A 19,340-nucleotide genomic window follows, 5' to 3' on the forward strand; every position below is an offset into this window, starting at 1 on the left:
CGGCCGGGTACCCGATTATCTGCCGGGGGAAAACCAGGTGCTGCGGGAATCACAGCGCGAGCGGACATCAGTCCAACACTGTTGAGAATGCTCCTAGTTCGGCCGCACGGCAACCCATCCGCTACTCGGGTCGCCTCATTCGCCCTCGACCGGACCCGACCCGTTCGCCGGATGTTCGACCAGCGCCAGCGTGCGCCCGGCCAGGAACCGCGCGGTACGCACCGGGACCCCGGTGCGCGTCACCTCGCTGACTTCCACCACGCCCCGTGCGATGCGGACCTCGACCTTGCGCCCCGCACGCGTTGCGGCCACTTCATAGCTGCGAGACTCGTCGCCGAAATCGACGACGATCTCCACCCGATCACCCTTCATCTTCCAATTATCCGCTTTTCCAGCACTTTTCGCCGCTACGACTTGGTTGCGATGGAGTCCCGCGGGAGCCGCGAGGAAGCGCACGCGCCGTGCGGGATCGGCCCGGATGCGCTCCGGCGCGAGGAAGGCGGCGGACCGATGAATTCCCTTGGCTCGCCCCGTCTCGACCAGTGCGCCATGTCCGCTACCAGGAGGCCCGATGCACCCGAATTTCGATCTCGAACCGGCCGCGACTGCCATGTCGGCGGTGGTCGGCGCAATTGCCGATGAACAGCTCACGGCACCGACACCCTGCGCCGATACCACCGTGCGCGATCTGCTCGCCCACGTCAGCATGCTCACCGAGGCCTTCCGGCAGGCCGCGACCAAGGAGGCGGTCGGCCGTTCGGTCCCGCCTGCCGTCGGCCCGGAGACCGCGCTGCCCGACGACTGGCGTGCGCGCATCCCGGCCCAGTTGAAGGCCCTGGTAGAAGCCTGGCGGGATCCGGCGGCCTGGGATGGTGCGACCGAGGCGGGCGGCGTATCCGCTCCCGCGGTGGTGATGGCGATGATCGCGCTCAACGAAACCGTCGTGCACAGTTGGGATCTCGCTCTGGCAACCGGTCAGCGACCAGCCGCCGATCCATCCCATCTGGCAGTACTGCTCGAATTCCTCAGCGACACACCGGCCGAAGGCACACCGGGTATGTTCGACCCGGTCGTGCCGGTGCCCGACACCGCGCCGGAGCTGGATCGAGTAGTCGGACTCACCGGTCGCGATCCGGCCTGGACTCGCTGATCACCTGTGGCATCGCTCGGGCTGCAGTGCGAGCCGATCCTTTCGGCGAGGGGGCGGTGCTGGTCCCTGGCGCGGTGAGCCGAGACGGTTGTCATGCTCACCGCGCTGGCTTCATGAGTCCTTATGTGTAATTGGCATTTTCGCGCCCCCTGCAAAGATGCCCGCGGCGGCCGCCTGGGCGGCTGCCGCGGCGGCGGTGCTGGCCGCTTCGTCATCGATCGGGTCGCCGCTGGCGAGGAGGCGGTAATAGAGCGGGGCCGAGACGGCGGTGAGCACGGCGCGGGCGTCGGTGCCTGCCGGGATTTCACCTCGCGCAATGGCGGCATCGATGCAGGGCGACCATTCGGTGAGGCGCATGTCGTAGAAGCGACGCAGTGCGGCGGCGGCTGCTTCGTCGCAGGTGGCGGCGGCGATGACGGCTTGGAAGAGCTTGCCCTGGCGTGGGTCGGTGAGAGTTTTGGCGACCAGCTGGGCATTGGCGGTGAGATCGCCGAGTAGCGAGCCGGTGTCGGCGTGCGGCAGCGACTGTTCCGCCATATCGACGAGTAGATCGGCGACGAGTCCGGTGGAGTTGCGCCAGCGTCGATATGCCGTGGTCTTGCCGACCTCCGCGCGTGCCGCGACCTCGATCAGATCCAAGTGCGCGAAACCGCGTTCGGCGAGCAGATCGCCCGCGGCCTGCAAGACCGCCTCGCGAACGCGGGCCGTGCGCCCACCTGGGCGGACCGAGCCAGGGGTGGCATTGTCGGACTGCATAACGGAACTCCAGTTTCATTTATGGCGCTACGGGTGTATGGTTCGAATGCTTTAACGGAACTATAGACCCTTTAGGAGTCATTATGGAGTACCGGCGGCTCGGCGCATCAGGTCTGCTCGTCCCGGCCCTGAGCTTCGGCGCGGGCACCTTCGGCGGGCGGGGTGAACTGTTCAGCGCATGGGGCGATACCGATGCCGAGCAGGCTCGGCGCCTGGTCGATATCAGCCTGGATGCGGGCCTCACCATGTTCGATACGGCGGATGTCTATTCCGACGGCGCCTCCGAGGAAGTGCTCGGCGCGGCCATCAAAGGCAGGCGCGATCAGCTGCTGCTGTCCACCAAGGCGAGCCTGCCGACCGGTCCGGGGCCATTCGAGGCGGGCTCCGGGCGGGCTCGGCTCATCAAGGCCGTCGAAGGTTCGCTGCACCGGCTCGGCACCGACTACATCGACCTGTTCCAGCTGCACGCATTCGATGCGCATACCCCGGTCGAAGAGGTCCTCGCGGCGCTGCACGATCTGGTGCGCGCGGGCAAGATCCGCTATCTGGGCGCCTCGAACTTCGCGGGCTGGCAGCTGATGAAATCCCTTGCCGCGGCGGACCGGCACGGCCTGACCCGCTATGTGGCCCATCAGGTCTACTACTCGCTCGTCGGCCGAGACTACGAGTGGGAGCTGATGCCGCTCGGCCAGGATCAGGGTGTCGGCGCGGTGGTGTGGAGCCCGCTCGGCTGGGGCCGTCTGACCGGGAAAATCCGTCGCGGCCAGCCACTTCCAGCGGGCAGTCGCCTGCATCGGACCGCCGCGGCGGGCCCGCCGGTCGACGACGAGCAGCTCTTCAGCGTGGTCGATGTCCTCGACGAACTCGCCGCCGAGACCGGAAAGACCGTCCCGCAGATCGCCCTCAACTGGCTACTGCGCCGCCCCACGGTCTCGACCGTCATCGTCGGTGCGCGCAACGAGGAGCAGCTGCGCCAGAACCTCGGTGCGATCGGCTGGGAACTCGACGCCGACCAGCTGGCCCGCCTCGACAAGGCCAGCGCGGTCACGCCGCCGTACCCGTACTACCCCTACTACCGGCTGCCCGATTTCGCCCGCCTGAATCCGCCTGCGGCGTAAGGGATCAGTAGACGTCGCGGACGTAGCGCTTCTCGGCGACCAACTGCTTCTTGAACGCCAGCGCACCGTCCTCGTCGAGCTTGCCGTGGATCCTGGCAATGGTGAGCAGGGTGTCGTCCACATCCTTGGCCATCCGCGCGGCGTCACCGCACACATAGAAGTTCGCGCCGTCGCGCAGCCAGGACCACAGCTCCGCACCGTGTTCGATCATTCGGTGCTGTACGTAGATTCGCTCGCGCTGGTCGCGGGAGAAGGCCAGATCGAGGCGGGTGAGGAAGCCGGAGCGGAACATATCTTCCAATTCGGCGCGGTAGTAGAAGTTCTGGGCGGCATGCTGGTCGCCGAAGAACAGCCAGTTGCGCCCGGCGCACCCGAGGGCGCGGCGTTCCTGGAGGAAACCGCGGAACGGCGCGATGCCGGTGCCGGGACCGACCATGATCATCGGTGCCGTCGGGTCCAGCGGCGGCCGGAAATGCGGTGCGCGCTGCAGGAAGATCGGCACTGCCGCCGCATCGGCGTCGGCGCGGTCGGCGAGAAAGGTCGAGCACACTCCGCCGCGGCGCGCCGCCGACCCGATCGCCGCCGGATCGCCATAGCGCACGATACCGACGGTGAGCTGCACCTCATCGGGACTGATCAGCGGGCTGGACGAAATCGAATACTGGCGCGGTTGCAGCTTTTTCAGCGTGCCGAGCCATTCGATGAGATCGGCCCGCACCGGGAAGTCGCGCAGCACATCGACGGCCTGACGGTCCCACAGGTAGTTGTCGAGTTCATTGCGATTGTCGCGGCGCAGCAGTTTCGCCAGCCGGTTGTTCGGGTTGCGTTCGGCGATGAAGGTGAGCAGATCGTGGCTGACCTTCGTAATGTCGTAGCGGGTCCGCAGCGCCTGGGCCAGTGGCAGTTCCTGGTCGTCGACCTCGATGACCCGGCGGCCGTCCAATCCGGTGGCTCCGAGCCATTCGGTCACCAGCGACTCGCAATTCGCGGGCCATACCCCGAGCGAATCGCCGACCTCATAGGACGCTTCCAGCCCGTGCAGGTCGAATCCGAACTGACGCACTTCCTTCGGCGATCCGGCATGCGACAGCGGTTCATTGCGCACCAGCGGTGCGGTCACCGGCGCGTTGCGGGTGAACAGGCCGGGGCCCGAGCCCTGGGTCCGGCCCAGGGCCGGAGCGGTGCGGGGCAGGACCATCGTGCCGGTGCCACCGGTGGGCCGCACCGGCATCCCGGTTCCGCCCGGGCCGGAAGAACTCGCTTCGGACGTGCCGGTTTCCCGACCGCCGTCGAGTGCGGCGAGCACCTCGTCGAGCCAGCGCACGGCCGATTCCTGGTAATCGGGCTCGCTGTCGACCCGCGCCAGCAGTCGGGTGGCCCCGCGTTCGGTCAGCTTCGTGTCCAGTTTGCGACCGTGGCCGCAGAAGTCGTCATAGGAGGAGTCGCCGAGTGCGAAGACTGCGTACCGCATGCCGGTCAACCGGATCACACTGTCGTTCAGGCGCTCCCAGAAGTCGGTGCCGTTATCGGGCGGACCGCCGTCGCCGAAGGTGCTGCTGATCACCAGCACATCGCCGGTGAGCTCGTCGAGTTCGCACGAGTCCATATCGAGCAGCCTTGGCGCGTAACCGCATTCGGCCAGGCGCGCGGCGGCCGTCGCGGCCAGTTCCTCGGCGGTGCCGGTTTGGGAGGCCCACAGCACGGTGATGGGGCGGGCCGGTAGCTCGTCCGGAATATCGTCGGCGGCCGCGGATGGGGTCGGCGGTGCGGCACTGCGCGAGTACATGCCCGCCAGCAATCCATCGATCCACAACCGGCTCAGCTGGGTGAGCGGGGCGGACGCGGGCAGCACCGGCTGCCCGGTCACCGGAATGGACTGCAGCGCCGAGAGATATCCGGCGAGATAGATGCGCTCGGTCTCACTCAGTGTCGGAGCGATGCCCGCATCGAGTCCGAGCATGACCGCCAGTGGATGCGCGCCGGGCGAGCCATTGATCGCGGTCGCTCCGGGCGCGACCGGTTCGCTGGACGGCTGTGTCGAAGAGTCGGCTGCTCCGGCGGGTGTTTGCGGCTGTGGTACCGCCGCGACGCGCCGCAATGACACCGCGCACGCCTTGTACTCGGGCTGCAACGAGGCCGAATCCACCGCGTCGTTGGTCACGGCATTGATCGTCAGATACTCGCCCTGCTCGTCATTCCAATGGAACGGTGCGAAGCAATCACCGGGCCGCACCCGGTCGCTGATCTGCACGGGCAGCACCGCTCGTCCACGCCGCGAAGCGATTTCGAGCTGATCGCCGGCCTGGACCCCGAGCCGCTGGGCGTCGGCGGGATGCACCTCGACAAATGGCTGCCCGGTCAACTTGGTCAGCTTGTCGATCTTGCCGGTCTTGGTCATGGTGTGCCACTGATGCTGCAGTCGACCGGTATTCAGCACGAACGGGTAATCGTCGTCGGGCATCTCCGCCGGCGCCATATGCGGGCGCGGCCAGAACACCGCACGACGGCTCGGTGTCGCGAAGGCCAGCCGGGGCTGATGTCCGGTGTCATCGATAAAAGGCTCCTGGCTGACACCGTCATTGAGATACCGGATCGGATTGCGTGCGCGATCGGGCTCGGCACACGGCCACTGCATCGGCCCTTCGCGCAACCGGTCGTAGCTCATGCCGCGCAGGTCGTATCCGGTGGCCGGATTGGCGAATTGCTTGATCTCGTCGAAAACCTCCGCGCTGGAGGCATATTCGAACCCCTCGAAGCCCATTGTCGTGGCGACCTGCGCGATCAGCTGCCAGTCCGGGCGGGCGGCACCGATCGGATCGACCGAGCGCTGCAATAGCGTGACATTGCGCTCCGAATTCACCATCACCGCATCGGCCTCGGCCCACAGCGTGGCGGGTAGCAGCAGGTCGGCATAGGCGTTGGTGGCGGTCTCGCCGTAGGCATCCTGCACGATCACCAGCTCGGCTGCCTCGAGACCGCCGATGACCGTCTTCCGATTGGCGACGGTGGCAACGGGATTGGTGCAGATGATCCAGGCTGCCTTGATCTGCCCATCGGACAGCGCACGGAACATCTCGATGGTGCCGGGACCAGCCTCGTCGCGCAGCGTGCCGGGCTCGACACCCCACGCGGTCTCCACGAAGATGCGGTCGGCGGGGGAGAGCAGGCTGCGCTGGCCGGGCAGACCCGGACCCATATAACCCATTTCGCGTCCGCCCATGGCGTTGGGCTGGCCGGTCAGCGAGAACGGCCCACTGCCGGGACGGCAGATGGCGCCGGTGGCCAGATGCAGATTGCAGATCGCGTTGGTGTTCCAGGTGCCGTGGGTGGACTGGTTGAGCCCCATGGTCCACAGGGACATCCATTCGCCCGCCGCGCCGATCCAGCGCGCGGCCGTGCGGATATCGTCCTCGGCGAGTCCGGTGATCTCGGCGACCTTGTCCGGCGGGTAGTCGGCGAGGAATTCGGACATCGCCGCCCACCCCTCGGTGTGCTCGGCGATGAAATCCGCGTCTATATCGCCGTTTTCGACGAGCAGGTGCAGCAGCCCGTTCAACAGAGCGAGATCGGTGCCAGGTGCGATCTGCAGGAACAGATCCGCCCGTGCCGCCGTATCGGTGCGCCGCGGATCCACCACGATCAGCTTCGCGCCATCCTTGACCCGGTCGACCATGCGCAGATAGAGAATCGGATGGCAGTCGGCCATATTCGCGCCGATTACGAAGAACAGATCGGCGTGCTCGAAGTCGTCATAGGATCCCGGCGGCCCGTCCGCACCGAGCGACTGCTTATATCCGGTCCCGGCGCTTGCCATACACAATCGGGAATTGGCCTCGATGTGCTTGGTCCGCAGATAGCCCTTGGCCAGCTTGGTCGCCAGGTACTGCGCCTCCAGCGACATCTGTCCGGAGACATATAGCGCGATCGCGTCCGGTCCGTGCTCGTCCAGAATCGCCCGCAGCCGGGTCGCCGCCTCGTGCACCGCCTCGTCGACGGGCAATGGCACCGGCACCTGGCCGCGCTGGGGCCGCCGGTACGCGGTCTCCATCCGCCCCGGTGCGCGCATCAACTCCAGATGGGTGGCGCCCTTGGTGCACAGCCTGCCCGCATTCGTCGGATGCAGCTTGTCGCCGCGCACCTTGGCGATGACCGGTGCACCATCGGCGCCGGCACGGGTTTCGACGGTGATACCGCAGCCGACGCCGCAGTACGAGCATGCTGTTCTGGCGGTGCTCGTGCCGTCGGAGACTGCATCGGTCATGCCACCGATCATGCTGATCGCCGATTGCGCCGGATTTACCCAACGTTATCGGGAGGTGACAAATAGCCTCACCGCTGCGAAGTCCGCCAGTGAGCTGTGGCGCGCACCACAAAAATATGTCGTGACCAGGCCGTCAGCCCATTTTGTAGCCGCGATGCAGCGCGACGATGCCACCCGTCAGATTCCGCCATTTCACCGACGACCAGCCCGCATCCGCAATCCGCCTCGCCAACTGCCGCTGATTCGGCCAGGCGCGTACGGATTCGGCGAGATAGACATAGGCATCCGGATTGCTGCTGACCGCCCGCGCCACCTTCGGCAGCGCCTTCATCAGGTATTCCATGTAGATGGTGCTGAAGACCGGCACGATCGGCGTGGAGAACTCGCAGACCACCAACCGCCCACCGGGCTTGGTGACGCGCAGCATCTCGCGCAGCGCCCGATCGGTCTCGGAGATATTGCGCAGGCCATAGGAGATGGTCACCGCATCGAACGAATCGTCGGCGAAGGGCAACGCGGTCGCGTCGGCCGCCACCATCGGCACATTGCGGAATTTGCCCGCGGCGAGCATGCCGAGCGAGAAGTCGGCGGCCAGACACCATGCGCCGGACTTCGCCAGGTCGAGCGTGGAAATACCGGTGCCGGCGGCGAGATCGAGCACCCGCTCACCCGGTCGCGGTGCCAGCGCCTTGCGCACCGCCCAGCGCCAATATCGGTCCTGTCCCAATGAGATGACGGTATTGGTCAGGTCGTACCGCTTCGCGACCCCGTCGAACATCGACGCGACCTCGTGCGGCTGCTTGTCCAGCGAGGCTCGAACCGATTCCCGCTGCTCTGTTTTCGCCACACCCTGAACCTACCGCGCGTACCAGCCGACCTGTGATAACTCCCAGCCCCGACTGGCTCAGACAGTTGGAGTCGCTGGCTTTCGCGGTGGTCACGCGGGCCATCCGGCGGGAACAGGGGCCTGGACGTCGCGAAACTCACATGACGGACCCGAGATTCGCACCGTCACGCGGTGTGCGGCAGTTGGATACGAATGCCGGTGATATCGGCGTAGTGTCCCATCAACTCGGTGCAGATGGCGGGCCAGGTCCGGTGCAGCACCGATTTGCGCGCGGCACCGGCAAACCGCGCCCTGGTTACCGGATCGCGAAGCGCCGCAACCGCACTGGGCAGCAGTTCGGAGAAGCGGTCCACGGGTAGTAGATAGCCGTTGCGGCAGTGCGCGATCAGGTCGCGCGGTCCGCCCGCATCGGGCCCGATCACCGGAACCCCGGCGGCCAGCGCCTCCTGCACACCCTGACAGAACGTCTCGTGCTCACCCGCGTGCACCATCACATCCAGACTCGCGTACGCCTGCGCCAGCTCGTCACCGCCGAGCTCACCGGTGAACACCGCGGTGGGCATCATCCGCGCCAACCGGGCCCGTTCCGGTCCGTCCCCGACGATCACCAGCTGGACATTCGGATCGCTCGCCAGCACCGCCAGACGCTCCACATGTTTCTCCGGAGCCAGCCGACCGACGAAACCGACGAGCAGCCTGTCCTGCCCACGCAACCAGGAGGCCCGCAGCTCCGGTCGCTTCGCCGATGGCGTGAACCGGGCGATATCGACTCCGCGCCCCCAGCGGTGCACGCGCGGAATACCGTGCCGCGCCAGATCCTCGGCGGCCGCGCGCGATGGCGCCAATGTCCGCGTCGCGCCCTCGTGAATCCGCCGCGTCCATGCCCACGCGGCCCGACTGGCCAGCCCGAGCCCATAGCTCTTGGCGAATCCGGCGACATCGGTCTGATAGATGGCCACCGACGGCAGGTCCAACCGCATGGCGGCGCCGAGTCCACCGGCACCGAGCAGGAACGGCGAGGCCAGATGCACCACATCGGCATCGAAATCGTCGATCACGGCCGTGATTCCGGGTTGCGGCAGGCCGACCGGCAACGAACTGACCTTCGGCACCATCACCGCGGGCACCCGATACACCGGGAACCGGCGGTGGAAGTCCGGGGCGGCGGGCAGCCCGCGCGGCGTATCCGGCGCGATCACCAATGCCTCGTGACCGTGTTGATCCAGGTGATCCAGCACCCGGAGCACGGAATTGACGACGCCGTTCATATTCGGCAGGAACGACTCCGAAACGATGGCTACTCGCACCCTGTCAGACTGACCCGCGCACCGCGCCGCGCCGTCACGTCAGCGTGACCGCTACGCAAAGATCCGGCGAACTGTCGGGGGTGCCGGGTCCGGCTCAGGTGGCGCTGGCGGCGGCGCGGGCGCCGTCGACGGGTCCTGGCGTGCGGCGCCGGGACCGGGCCAGAATCCACATCGTCGGCAGCGCGACACCCCACACCACCACGATCACCGACAGCGCGGGCTGAATCGCGACCCGCACATCCCGCCCGGCCACCCGCACCAGATCCGGATCACTGCGGCTGTACTCCACATTGATCCGCTCACCCGCGGTGAGATTGGTCGGATACAGCACGCCGACCTTCGGATTGTGCATCTTGCCGTCGGGCGTCACATAGGTGACCGCCGAGCGCAACCGCCCGGCCGAGAGCACCTCCGCGGAGGTCACTCCCTTGTCGGAGCTGATCAGATAGTCATTGCGCCAGGCGGCGAGCACCAAGAGCCCGACCAGCGTGCTGATCACTATCGCCGCTGTCAGGACACCGATCCTGGCCCGCCGCAGGCGGTTCGACCGCCTTGCAGACTGGCTGGTTTCCGACACCCCAACAGGCTACTTGCCGCCTCCGCTAGCGTGGCGCCCATGTCCCGAAAATTCAGCTTCACCGTGCCCTACGCTGTACCGGTCGAAGATCTCCACCGGGCACTCACCAACGACGAAATCTGGCGGTCCCGGTTCGCGGGTGCCAAAACCGCCACCCTCGACCTCTCGCACCCCGACGGCGCAGACACCATCCGCATCCATATGACGGAAAAGGCAAGCGACGACAAGGTTCCCGGCATCGTGCGCAAGGTGCTCAAAAACGATCTGGTGCTCTCTCGCACCGACAACTGGCAGGCGCTGCAGGGCGAGATCGCCAAGGGCACCTTCGAGGGCGCCACCGGCGGCATCACCAGCGAGATGTCGGGCACCTACGAACTCCGCCCGACCGCTGAGGGTTCGGAAATCGAGGTCGTCGGCACCGTGCAGGTGAAGGTCCCGCTGGTCGGCGGCGCCATCGAACCGCTCGCCGAACAACTGCACCACCGGGTGCTCGAGAGCGAACGCAAACATATCGAGGAGTGGTTCGCCACCCAGGCCAGCGCCTGAGCCTGCGCTCCGGCACACGCCCCGGCCCAAGCCGGGGCGTGTCGGGGCTGGTCAGGCAAAGTCTTCGGGACTGAATTCCTTGGGCTCCACCAGTACCAACCAGTTGCCGGAGTTGTCGCGGACGATCGCCTCGGTGCCGTAGGGGCGTTCGGCAGGCGGCTGAATGAATTCCACGCCCTTGGCGGTCAGCTCCTCGAAGGTCTTCTGACAGTTATCGGTCTTCAACCCGAGCGCACCGTGGGTGCCATTGGCCAGTGCGCGGCGGATGGCGTCGGCCAGATTCTCATCCAGCGGCGGTCCCGGAATCATCAGGGTGATCTCGAGTTCGCGATGATCGGGATGTGCGACGGTGACCCAGCGGAAGCCGTTCTCGCCCATGGTCACATCGCTGCTCTCGACGAATCCGAGCTTATCGATGTACCACTGCTTCGCGGCGTCCTGATCGGTGACGTACACGGTGACCAGGGAAACGTTGGTAATAGTCATGCCCAAAGGCTAGAAAACGCACTGACCTGGCCGCTTCTCCGAAATTGCTGAGCTGTGCGTAGCACCGGCGATTCAACTCGGCCGCTTGCGGTCCGAGAGCCCGTGCATGAACACGTAGCAGCCCGGAATCCGCGGCGCCCCATCGGCGAATTTGGCCTGGTACTCCGATGGCGTCACCCCGACCAGCTGGCGGAACTTACTGCTGAACGATCCCAGACTGCTGTACCCGACCAGCATGCAGACCTCGGTCACGGTGAGATTGGTGGCCCGCAGGTAGTCCTGCGCCCGCTCGATCCGCCGCTCCGCTAGATACGCCGCGGGCGTCACCCCGTAGACCGCCGCGAACGCGCGCAGGAAGTGATACTTCGAAACCCCTGCGGCGGCGGCCAATTCGTCCAGATTCAATGGCTCGGCATAGTCACGATCGGCGAGGTCCCGCGCCCGCCGCAGGTGCGGCAGCAGGTAGAGCGCAGGTAATCCGGTCATCTCAGGTGAACGGGGCGAGTTCGTCGAAGCGGTAGGACGCCCGGCCCGCCGCGCGCCAGGCCCGTGCGGTCAGATCCAGATCCTCGTCGGTGACCAGATTGCCCATCACCCGAACCGCGGTGCGCTGCAAATACTTCGACCGCATGACCGGCGGCCCGCCCATCGGCACCATCCGCGGATGGGTCGCCAGTCCGGCGATCCGCCGCGCCACCGAGAAGGTCCGTCCGTAGCGGGCCCGCAACAGCTCCGGCCACACCGTCGTCAGATCCGGTTCGTCCAGCAGCCCGGCGAGCATATGACCGCCCTCCAGGCCGTAATCGATGCCCTCGCCATTGAGCGGATTCACACACCCCGCGGCGTCGCCGATCAGTACCCAGTTGCGCCCCGCGATATTCGACACCGCACCACCCATCGGCAGCAGCGCCGATGCGACCGCGCGCAGCGAACCCTCGAACTGCCACTCGTCGCGACGCAGCGAGGTGTAATGCTCCAGCAGCGGTTTCAACGCGATATGCGAGGGCCGCTTCTCGGTGGCCAGCGATCCGACACCGATATTCACCTCGCCATTGCCGAGTGGGAACACCCAGCCGTAGCCGGGCACCAGTTCGCCGTCGGCATTGCGCAGCTCCAGATGTGAGGTGATCCACTGGTCGTCGCTGCGTGCGGATTTGATGTAGGCGCGGGCCGCGGTGCCATAGGCGTACTGCCGATGCCAGGTGCGTCCGAGCATTCTGCCGATCGGGGAGCGCACACCGTCGGCTACGACGAGCGTCTTGCAGCCGATCACCTGCGTGCCGTCGGCCGTCTTCACGGTCACACCGGTGACGCGATCACCCTCGCGGATGAGATCTATCACCTTTGTGCCGTCCAGCATCCTGGCCCCGGACTTCACGGCTGTCTCACGCAGTTTGTCGTCGAGTTCGGTTCGCGGAACGGCACTTCCATAAGTTGGGAATGATCCGCCCGGCCACGGCAGCAGGGCCTCACGGCCGAAGCCGGTCATCCGCAGCCCGTGGTTCACCGTGTGCGCGCGCAGCCAAGCGCCGAGTCCGAGCTTCTCCAATTCGGCGGTCGCACGCGGGGTGAGTCCATCGCCGCAGGTCTTGTCCCGTGGGAAGACCGCGGAATCGGTGAGTACCACATCGCGGCCGGCCCGCGCGGCCCATGCGGCTGCGGCGGAACCGGCCGGTCCGGCGCCGACCACGAGCACTTCGGTATGCGTGGGAATCGCGCCCTGCGCCTCCCCGTCCGCGCCCGCGGGTGTGACATCCGGTGAACCCATGCGATCAATACTTGCAGGAGGGTTCGGTTCATGTCGATGGTGCCCGGCTGTGCCGCACACCATGCGATCGATGAGCTCGGAAAAGCATATGCGAAAGTGTCTGATACACCGCATAGTGACGGTGTTCATGGGCCGCGCGGCGGGGACACGCTAGGTTCTCTACCGTGGGGTCGGACGCAGCGCTGGGAGAAGAGATGAGCACATCGGCTGTGAGTGATGAGAGCACGGTGGTTGCCGGAGTCGATCTCGGTGACACCGAGCTCGCGGCGACCGTGCGCAACGGGCTCATCGACGTCGAGAAACTGCTGATCGATGAGCTGTCCGACGGCGAACTGTTCCTGCAGGAGGCGGCGCTGCATCTGGCCAAGGCCGGGGGTAAGCGATTCCGCCCGCTGTTCACCATTCTCACCGGGCAGCTCGGCCCGCGCCCGACCGATCCGGCCCTGGTCACCGCTGGCACCGTCGTCGAACTGGTGCACCTGGCGACCCTCTACCACGACGATGTGATGGACGAGGCCCCGATGCGCCGCGGCGCCCCGAGCGTGAATTCGCGCTGGGGCAATAGCATCGCCATCCTCGCGGGCGACTATCTGTTCGCGCATGCATCCCGGCTCACCTCGACCCTGGGCCCGGACGCGGTGCGGATCATCGCCGAGACCTTCGCCGAACTGGTCACCGGCCAGATGCGGGAAACCATGGGGGCCCGCGATTCCCAGGATCCGGTGGAGCACTACCTGCGCGTGGTCTGGGAGAAGACCGGTTCGCTGATCGCCGCCGCCGGACGCTTCGGCGGCACCTTCTCCGGCGCCGACACCGAGCACGTGGAACGGCTGGCCCGCCTCGGCGATGCGGTCGGCACCGCCTTCCAGATCTCCGACGACATCATCGACATCTCCTCGGCCGCCGAACAGTCCGGTAAGACGCCGGGCACCGATCTGCGTGAGGGCGTGCACACCCTGCCGGTGCTGTACGCGCTGCGCGATGAGGGTGCCGAGGGCGACCGCCTGCGCAAACTGCTCGCCCATCCGCTGGAGACCGACGCCGAGGTCGAAGAGGCGCTCGGCCTGCTCGCCCGCTCCCGCGGCATGGTGCTGGCCAAGGAGAAGCTGCAGGGCTACGCCGATCTCGCGCACGCCGAACTCTCCGCACTGCCCTCGGGGCCGGCCAATGACGCCCTGGAGCACCTGGTCCGCTACACCATCGAACGCGTCGGCTAGTCGTTGCGGCCCGGCACGCCGGACTCGATCACACCCGGAACTTTGCCCGTGATCTCTATCGTTGATCTGCCGTAGGACACTCAACGAACGGGGAGTGGGCAAGGAGACCTATGCACACGCACGGGTATGCGAATGGGCTGAAGACATTCGGGCTCATGGTCGGCCTCTCGGCCTTGATCGTGTTCGCCGGAGCGATGTTCCGTAGCCCGACCATTCTCTTCTTGGCGATCTTGCTCGCGGTGGGTATGAACGCCTACGCCTATTTCAACAGCGACAAGATCGCGCTCAAGGCCATGCACGCGCAGCCGGTCAGCGAGCTGGAGGCGCCGGTCATCTATCGCATCGTGCGTGAGCTGGCGACCACGGCACGCCAGCCGATGCCGCGGCTCTACATCAGCCCGACCAACGCGCCCAATGCCTTCGCGACCGGTCGCAGTCCGCGCCATGCCGCCGTCTGCTGTACCAGCGGCATCCTGCAGATTCTCGACGAGCGCGAGCTACGCGCGGTACTCGGCCATGAGCTATCGCACGTCTACAACCGCGACATTCTGATCTCCTCGATCGCGGGCGCACTGGCCGCGGTCATCTCCGGCCTGGCCAACCTGGCCTTCTTCGCATCGATGTTCGGCGGCAATCGCGAAGGCGAGGGCCCCAATATCCTCGGCGTCATCCTGGTGACGCTGCTCGGCCCGATTGCCGCGACCCTGGTCAAATTGGCGGTCTCCCGCTCGCGCGAATATCAGGCCGACCAGTCGGGTGCCGAGCTGACCGGCGATCCGCTCGCCCTGGCCTCGGCCCTGCGCAAGCTGGAGCGCGGCGTACAGGCCGCCCCGCTGCCCCCGGAACCGCAGCTGACCGCCCAGTCGCATCTGATGATCGCCAACCCCTTCCGCACCGGTGAGCGCGCGGCCCGCTTGTTCTCCACCCACCCCCCGATGGCCGAGCGCATCGCCCGCCTCGAGGAAATGGCGGGCGGTCCCCGCCGCTACTGAGCCGCCCGCAACCACTGATCCACGAGCGCCGGGATACCAAGGCGCTCAATCGTGTTCGGCCGCCAATTCCTGCTCGTAGGCCCGCAGCGTCGCCACGAACAGCCGCCGCTGCTCCGCATCCAATGGTTCTAGCACCTTGCGCCAGGCCCGCGCGCCGCCGCCGAGCCAGGCATTGACCGACTGCTCGTGCACCGCCGCGATGGCAACGATGGTGCGGCGCCGGTCCTTCTCATCCGAGCGCCGCTCCAGCACCCCCTGACGACTCAGATCGCCCACCATCAGGCTGACCGTCGTCGGCGCCACCTCCAGCCGCGCCGCCAGATCGTTCACCGTCATCGGCCCCTCGAACACCAGATTCGCCAGCAATGACAGATGTCGCGGCGCGAGCGAGAACGATTGCAGCTCTTCGGGAACGCGCATCTTCTTGGCTCGTCCCACCACCCGGGGCATGAGCAGCAGCAGGCTCCGAACGCCCTCTTCCACCCCGATGCCAGGCACGTCCGTTGACATCTACCGCACCTCCCAATGGACATTGCGAAGTAGTTTGCTTGCAAAGCAAAGTGTGCTTTCTCTGGCAAGGCTAGTACCAGCGCAGTGTCGACCCCGGGCGTCTGCGCACCGAATTCGTTCGGCTCGCAGGTGAATTGGAAACCCATTTCCGCTACGAGGCGGACGAGCTCGTCGGCGACCCCGAATGCGACCGATCCGGCCACTCTTCGACAGCGATAGTTTGCGGCCCCTTGTGAATTGACCTCGTGCGGTGGAAAAGAGAAACCCCCGCCGATCATTTCTGATCGGCGGGGGTCTTCGGTGGCAGGTGTAGGATTCGAACCTACGTAGGCTTTCACCGACAGATTTACAGTCTGCTCCCATTGGCCGCTCGGGCAACCTGCCGTCGCGCTTCTCGGCGCGCAGTGCAGCTTACAACGAACCCGCACCCATAATGCAAACCGGCTGGCCATCGGCCATGCGACGGGACTACGGTCGCGCCGCGGGGTAGAACTGACCGTGACCGGAACAGCCGGTCCGTAGCGACTGCGCGCAGATCGCTCGAAAGGGTCTGTCAAGACCGTTGGACCGCCAGGACAGGAGCGAAGTGTGGCCGATTCGTCTTTCGATGTTGTCAGCAAGGTCGACCGTCAGGAGGTCGACAACGCGCTGCATCAGGCGGAGAAGGAGCTGAACACCCGCTACGACTTCCGTGGCACCGGTGCGACCATCGAATGGTCCGGTGAGGACAAGATCGTGCTGACCGCCGAGGCCGAGGAGCGGGTCAAAGCGGCGCTGGATGTGTTCAAGGAAAAGCTGATCCGCCGCGATATTTCGCTCAAGGCATTCGATGCCGGTGACCCAGCGGCCTCGGGTAAGACCTACAAAATCACCGGCACCCTGGTGCAGGGCATCGACGCCGAACACGCGAAGAAGATTTCCAAGAAGATCCGCGACGAGGGCCCCAAGGGTGTCAAGGCGCAGATCCAGGGCGATGAACTGCGCGTCTCCAGCAAGAAGCGCGATGATCTGCAGGCAGTGATCGCACTGCTGAAGGGTGAGGACTTCGGCATCGCGCTGCAGTTCGTCAATTACCGGTAGGTGCCGTGGCCGCCCCTTTCGAGCGACCTACAGGCAGTCGCTGGCGGCCGCTCGACAGGTGGCTGCAAAACCGGCTCTGACCACCCGGTTTGGAACTGTGACCGGTGAGTGTGTAACCTCGTTCAAGACTTCGCCGCGCCGGGGTCGTGATCAGAAGATCGCGGTGCGGAGCTAGTCATGCCCCCTTAGCTCAGTCGGCAGAGCGTTTCCATGGTAAGGAAAAGGTCAACGGTTCGATTCCGTTAGGGGGCTCGCCGGATTGCCGGTGGTGACCGACTCGGCATCGCTACACCCTCCACTTCGTGGAGCCGGGCGCGGCATCACCAAGGCAATGCGACCCCGTGGCGGTGTAGCTCAGTCGGTAGAGCAAACGACTCATAATCGTTGTGTCGCCGGTTCAAGTCCGGCCATCGCTACCAAAGACCGATCAGACCATCTGGTTGACCGAAAGAAGGAATATCGTGGCCGCGAAGTCCACCGATGTCCGGCCAAAGATCACCTTGGCCTGCGAGCAGTGCAAGCACCGCAACTACATCACCAAGAAGAACCGGCGTAACGACCCGGATCGGCTGGAGCTGAAGAAGTTCTGCCCGAACTGTGGCACGCACCGGGCGCACCGCGAATCCCGCTAGTCCACCACGCGTGCCGCTGCCGCGTTGATTGGCTTCCGGGTTTCGTCCCGGATTCTCGGGTCGTGACACTTGCGAGGGCCGGACATCTTGTCCGGCCCTGACGCGTTTCACGCGCCGAGTGCGGTGCACGAGCGAGCGTAGCGAGTGAGTAACAGACACAGCCGCCAATGCGGGCACGATAGAGCCAAGCGTTAGCGAGGCGCCGTCGTGAACGCTCGTCGACTCCGGTTGCGGGGTCAGATAGGTACAGTCCTCCCGTGACAATCAACACCGGTACAGACGAAGCGGTCGCAATGGACGAAGAACTCGACCCTGCGGCGCACGCCGCGGCAATGGTCGGTCATCACTACCGCGTCGACGACTACTACGAGGTCGGCCGTGAGAAGGTGCGTGAATACGCCCGCGCTGTACAGGATTATCACCCGGTGCACTGGGATGAGGATGCCGCGCAGGAGTACGGCTACGACGGCCTGCTCGCCCCGCTGACCTTCATTTCCCTGGTCGGAATTCTGGCTCAGCGCAAGCTCTTCGAGCAGATCGTCACTGGTTACGACCTGAGCCAGATCATGCAGACCGATCAGATCCTGGAATTCCATCGGCCGATCAAGGTCGGCGACCAGCTGGTCTGCGATGTCTACCTGCACTCGTTCCGGCAGGCCTTCGGCGGCGACATCATCGTCACCAAGAACGTCGTCACCGCGCAGAACGATGAGCTAGTGCTCACTACCTACACCACGCTGATCGGACGCAGCGGTGGCGATATCGACCCGAACCTGCAGGGCGCGGTCCGCAATGTGCTCATGCACGGCATCGGCGAGGACGCGCCCACGCATCACCCGCGCACGCTGGCCGCTCCCGCCGTACCCGCGGCGCCGGTGCCCGCGATCGCGCCGACCAAGCATGCGCTCGAGTTCGAGGACATCTCCGTCGGCGACGAGTTGCCCCCGCGCACCGTCCGGTTGACGCGCGGCGATCTGGTCAACTACGCGGGTGTGTCCGGCGACGCGAATCCGATCCACTGGAGCGATGAGGTCGTCAAGCTTGTCGGCCTGGACAATGTGGTCGCGCACGGCATGCTCACCATGGGCCTCGGTGGCGGCTTCATCACCTCCTGGCTCGGCGATCCCGGCGCGGTCAAGGAGTACAACGTCCGCTTCACCAGTCCGGTCTACGTCGGCTCCGAGGAGCCCGCAGAGGTCGAGTTCACGGGTAAGGTGAAGTCGGTGGATCCGGAGACCCGGACCGCGGTCGTGGCCATCGTGGCGAAGGCGGCGGGCAAGAAGATCTTCGGACGGGCTACGGCAACCGTGCAACTGGTCTGAGCTGGTCGGGTGACCCTGATTGGCAAATGCCGCGGGCGGTAACGTACACTCAGATTTCTGGGGTCACCAGCCGCTGCGCGCTGCTCTACAGGGCTGGCTCCAGGTGAGTCCACAAGGATTCGCCACGGGGTCGGCAACTGCCGGAGTAGCGCGCGTGTTGTGTGACACCAGATAGTAAGAACGACAACTGAACACAGAACAGTGGTCGGACAGCTGTGATCGTCCGACCAAAGGGGCGTAGCTCAATTGGCAGAGCAGCGGTCTCCAAAACCGCAGGTTGCAGGTTCAAGTCCTGTCGCCCCTGCCCTGGATGCCAGCGACGAAAGGATCGACGTGGTCGACGAGCGGGATACTCGCCACGGCGCGCATGCTGCCGAGGATGGCGACGACACCGCCGCCATGGCTCGGCCGAGCGGCAAGCGGTCCGCCCGGCGGGGTCGTTCCGCGTCGCAGGCCGATACGGGTTCGGTCGCCACGATCGACCGGCCCACCCTGGCCAAGGCAGCCAAGAAGACCGATCGGGCCGAGCGCAAGAAGACGGGTAACCCGTTCAAGCGTTTGATCAAGTTCCTGCGTGAAGTTATCGCGGAACTGCGCAAGGTGATCTGGCCCAACCGGAAGCAAATGGTCACCTATACGAGCGTTGTTCTGGTGTTCGTGATCTTCATGGTCGCGTTCATCAGCGGATTGGATCTGGCGTTCATCAAAGGTGTCAACTGGCTGTTCGGCTAGCTGATCGCCGCCGACGCCGGTAGCCGATCCCGGGTTGGC

At 65.8% G+C, this 19,340-nt stretch carries 19 protein-coding genes and 4 tRNA genes; 12 read left to right on the forward strand and 11 right to left on the reverse strand.

The genetic code is table 11. The annotated features are described in order from the left end of the window. Positions 1-135 precede the first annotated feature (135 nt). The gene (locus ABZ293_RS11390) at positions 136-372 is read right to left on the reverse strand and encodes a hypothetical protein (protein ID WP_354960287.1); all 237 of its coding nucleotides are present in this window, start codon (positions 370-372) and stop codon (positions 136-138) included. 199 nt (positions 373-571) lie between these two features. Between ABZ293_RS11390 and ABZ293_RS11395 the strand changes: the two genes are divergently transcribed. Continuing rightward, on the forward strand, positions 572-1,150 hold the full coding sequence (locus tag ABZ293_RS11395; protein ID WP_355179561.1) for a TIGR03086 family metal-binding protein: 579 nt from the start codon (positions 572-574) through the stop codon (positions 1,148-1,150). A 111-nt stretch (positions 1,151-1,261) separates the two neighbouring features. Here the strand turns inward: ABZ293_RS11395 and ABZ293_RS11400 are convergent, their stop codons facing one another. Then, the gene (locus ABZ293_RS11400; RefSeq protein WP_355179563.1) at positions 1,262-1,906 is read right to left on the reverse strand and encodes a TetR/AcrR family transcriptional regulator; all 645 of its coding nucleotides are present in this window, start codon (positions 1,904-1,906) and stop codon (positions 1,262-1,264) included. A gap of 83 nt (positions 1,907-1,989) precedes the next feature. On the opposite strand from ABZ293_RS11400, the gene ABZ293_RS11405 reads away from it, so the two are divergent. Continuing rightward, the gene (locus ABZ293_RS11405) at positions 1,990-3,024 is read left to right on the forward strand and encodes an aldo/keto reductase (protein ID WP_355179565.1); all 1,035 of its coding nucleotides are present in this window, start codon (positions 1,990-1,992) and stop codon (positions 3,022-3,024) included. A 4-nt stretch (positions 3,025-3,028) separates the two neighbouring features. Here ABZ293_RS11405 and ABZ293_RS11410 read toward each other — a convergent pair whose 3' ends face one another. From ABZ293_RS11410 to ABZ293_RS11425, 4 genes are all read right to left on the reverse strand, one after another. Beyond that, the gene (locus tag ABZ293_RS11410; RefSeq protein WP_355179567.1) at positions 3,029-7,285 is read right to left on the reverse strand and encodes a bifunctional nitrate reductase/sulfite reductase flavoprotein subunit alpha; all 4,257 of its coding nucleotides are present in this window, start codon (positions 7,283-7,285) and stop codon (positions 3,029-3,031) included. 133 nt (positions 7,286-7,418) lie between these two features. Next, positions 7,419-8,132, reverse strand: coding sequence for a demethylmenaquinone methyltransferase (locus ABZ293_RS11415; protein WP_355179569.1), 714 nt, complete (start codon positions 8,130-8,132; stop codon positions 7,419-7,421). Positions 8,133-8,296: 164 nt separating this feature from the next. Continuing rightward, a complete protein-coding gene (locus ABZ293_RS11420) occupies positions 8,297-9,439 on the reverse strand; it encodes a glycosyltransferase family 1 protein (RefSeq protein ID WP_355179571.1) in 1,143 nt (380 codons plus the stop codon). Positions 9,440-9,533: 94 nt separating this feature from the next. Further along, positions 9,534-10,016 (reverse strand): DUF3592 domain-containing protein, encoded by a 483-nt coding sequence (locus tag ABZ293_RS11425; RefSeq protein WP_354960280.1) that lies wholly within the window; start codon positions 10,014-10,016, stop codon positions 9,534-9,536. A gap of 39 nt (positions 10,017-10,055) precedes the next feature. Between ABZ293_RS11425 and ABZ293_RS11430 the strand changes: the two genes are divergently transcribed. After that, positions 10,056-10,562 carry a DUF2505 domain-containing protein gene (locus tag ABZ293_RS11430; RefSeq protein WP_355179573.1) on the forward strand — a complete coding sequence of 169 codons (507 nt, stop codon included), beginning with the start codon at positions 10,056-10,058 and terminating at the stop codon, positions 10,560-10,562. A 51-nt stretch (positions 10,563-10,613) separates the two neighbouring features. On the opposite strand, the gene ABZ293_RS11435 is transcribed toward ABZ293_RS11430, so the two are convergent. From ABZ293_RS11435 to ABZ293_RS11445, 3 genes are all read right to left on the reverse strand, one after another. Then, positions 10,614-11,048 (reverse strand): VOC family protein, encoded by a 435-nt coding sequence (locus ABZ293_RS11435; protein ID WP_355179575.1) that lies wholly within the window; start codon positions 11,046-11,048, stop codon positions 10,614-10,616. Positions 11,049-11,120: 72 nt separating this feature from the next. Then, a complete protein-coding gene (locus tag ABZ293_RS11440) occupies positions 11,121-11,534 on the reverse strand; it encodes an AraC family transcriptional regulator (RefSeq protein ID WP_354960276.1) in 414 nt (137 codons plus the stop codon). A gap of 1 nt (position 11,535) precedes the next feature. Continuing rightward, positions 11,536-12,816: a geranylgeranyl reductase family protein gene (locus ABZ293_RS11445; RefSeq protein WP_355179577.1), complete on the reverse strand. Its 1,281-nt coding sequence runs from the start codon at positions 12,814-12,816 to the stop codon at positions 11,536-11,538. A gap of 194 nt (positions 12,817-13,010) precedes the next feature. Between ABZ293_RS11445 and ABZ293_RS11450 the strand changes: the two genes are divergently transcribed. Together ABZ293_RS11450 and htpX are read left to right on the forward strand one after the other, a co-directional pair. Beyond that, the gene (locus tag ABZ293_RS11450; protein WP_355179579.1) at positions 13,011-14,033 is read left to right on the forward strand and encodes a polyprenyl synthetase family protein; all 1,023 of its coding nucleotides are present in this window, start codon (positions 13,011-13,013) and stop codon (positions 14,031-14,033) included. A 110-nt stretch (positions 14,034-14,143) separates the two neighbouring features. Then, positions 14,144-15,025 carry a zinc metalloprotease HtpX gene (gene htpX, locus ABZ293_RS11455; protein WP_355179581.1) on the forward strand — a complete coding sequence of 294 codons (882 nt, stop codon included), beginning with the start codon at positions 14,144-14,146 and terminating at the stop codon, positions 15,023-15,025. A gap of 45 nt (positions 15,026-15,070) precedes the next feature. Here htpX and ABZ293_RS11460 read toward each other — a convergent pair whose 3' ends face one another. Next, positions 15,071-15,535 (reverse strand): MarR family transcriptional regulator, encoded by a 465-nt coding sequence (locus ABZ293_RS11460; protein WP_355179583.1) that lies wholly within the window; start codon positions 15,533-15,535, stop codon positions 15,071-15,073. A 301-nt stretch (positions 15,536-15,836) separates the two neighbouring features. Then, a tRNA-Tyr gene (locus ABZ293_RS11465) sits at positions 15,837-15,919 on the reverse strand. 204 nt (positions 15,920-16,123) lie between these two features. On the opposite strand from ABZ293_RS11465, the gene ABZ293_RS11470 reads away from it, so the two are divergent. The 7 genes from ABZ293_RS11470 to secE all read left to right on the forward strand — a co-directional run bounded on the left by ABZ293_RS11470 (position 16,124) and on the right by secE (position 19,301). Next, the gene (locus tag ABZ293_RS11470; RefSeq protein WP_354960271.1) at positions 16,124-16,615 is read left to right on the forward strand and encodes a YajQ family cyclic di-GMP-binding protein; all 492 of its coding nucleotides are present in this window, start codon (positions 16,124-16,126) and stop codon (positions 16,613-16,615) included. 179 nt (positions 16,616-16,794) lie between these two features. After that, positions 16,795-16,867 (forward strand) — tRNA-Thr (locus tag ABZ293_RS11475). 91 nt (positions 16,868-16,958) lie between these two features. Next, positions 16,959-17,034 (forward strand) — tRNA-Met (locus tag ABZ293_RS11480). Positions 17,035-17,076: 42 nt separating this feature from the next. After that, positions 17,077-17,247 carry a 50S ribosomal protein L33 gene (rpmG, locus tag ABZ293_RS11485; RefSeq protein ID WP_011211653.1) on the forward strand — a complete coding sequence of 57 codons (171 nt, stop codon included), beginning with the start codon at positions 17,077-17,079 and terminating at the stop codon, positions 17,245-17,247. Positions 17,248-17,510: 263 nt separating this feature from the next. Then, positions 17,511-18,569, forward strand: a complete 1,059-nt coding sequence (locus ABZ293_RS11490) for a fused (3R)-hydroxyacyl-ACP dehydratase subunits HadA/HadB (RefSeq protein ID WP_355179640.1) — start codon at positions 17,511-17,513, stop codon at positions 18,567-18,569. 231 nt (positions 18,570-18,800) lie between these two features. Next, positions 18,801-18,873 (forward strand) — tRNA-Trp (locus tag ABZ293_RS11495). A gap of 29 nt (positions 18,874-18,902) precedes the next feature. Beyond that, positions 18,903-19,301, forward strand: coding sequence for a preprotein translocase subunit SecE (secE, locus tag ABZ293_RS11500; protein ID WP_355179585.1), 399 nt, complete (start codon positions 18,903-18,905; stop codon positions 19,299-19,301). Positions 19,302-19,340 lie beyond the last annotated feature (39 nt).

Source organism: Nocardia sp. NPDC005998, assembly GCF_040614395.1.
Lineage (GTDB): Bacteria > Actinomycetota > Actinomycetes > Mycobacteriales > Mycobacteriaceae > Nocardia.

What these genes read in the sequence shown, in the direction of transcription:
- ABZ293_RS11460 (WP_355179583.1), bottom strand. Translation starts at nt 15,535, where the DNA reads ATGTCAACGGACGTGCCTGGCATCGGGGTGGAAGAGGGCGTTCGGAGC.
- ABZ293_RS11440 (WP_354960276.1), bottom strand. Translation starts at nt 11,534, where the DNA reads ATGACCGGATTACCTGCGCTCTACCTGCTGCCGCACCTGCGGCGGGCG.
- ABZ293_RS11405 (WP_355179565.1), top strand. Translation starts at nt 1,990, where the DNA reads ATGGAGTACCGGCGGCTCGGCGCATCAGGTCTGCTCGTCCCGGCCCTG.
- htpX (WP_355179581.1), top strand. Translation starts at nt 14,144, where the DNA reads ATGCACACGCACGGGTATGCGAATGGGCTGAAGACATTCGGGCTCATG.
- ABZ293_RS11410 (WP_355179567.1), bottom strand. Translation starts at nt 7,285, where the DNA reads ATGACCGATGCAGTCTCCGACGGCACGAGCACCGCCAGAACAGCATGC.
- ABZ293_RS11400 (WP_355179563.1), bottom strand. Translation starts at nt 1,906, where the DNA reads ATGCAGTCCGACAATGCCACCCCTGGCTCGGTCCGCCCAGGTGGGCGC.
- ABZ293_RS11435 (WP_355179575.1), bottom strand. Translation starts at nt 11,048, where the DNA reads ATGACTATTACCAACGTTTCCCTGGTCACCGTGTACGTCACCGATCAG.
- ABZ293_RS11390 (WP_354960287.1), bottom strand. Translation starts at nt 372, where the DNA reads ATGAAGGGTGATCGGGTGGAGATCGTCGTCGATTTCGGCGACGAGTCT.
- ABZ293_RS11445 (WP_355179577.1), bottom strand. Translation starts at nt 12,816, where the DNA reads ATGGGTTCACCGGATGTCACACCCGCGGGCGCGGACGGGGAGGCGCAG.
- ABZ293_RS11450 (WP_355179579.1), top strand. Translation starts at nt 13,011, where the DNA reads ATGAGCACATCGGCTGTGAGTGATGAGAGCACGGTGGTTGCCGGAGTC.
- ABZ293_RS11395 (WP_355179561.1), top strand. Translation starts at nt 572, where the DNA reads ATGCACCCGAATTTCGATCTCGAACCGGCCGCGACTGCCATGTCGGCG.
- ABZ293_RS11430 (WP_355179573.1), top strand. Translation starts at nt 10,056, where the DNA reads ATGTCCCGAAAATTCAGCTTCACCGTGCCCTACGCTGTACCGGTCGAA.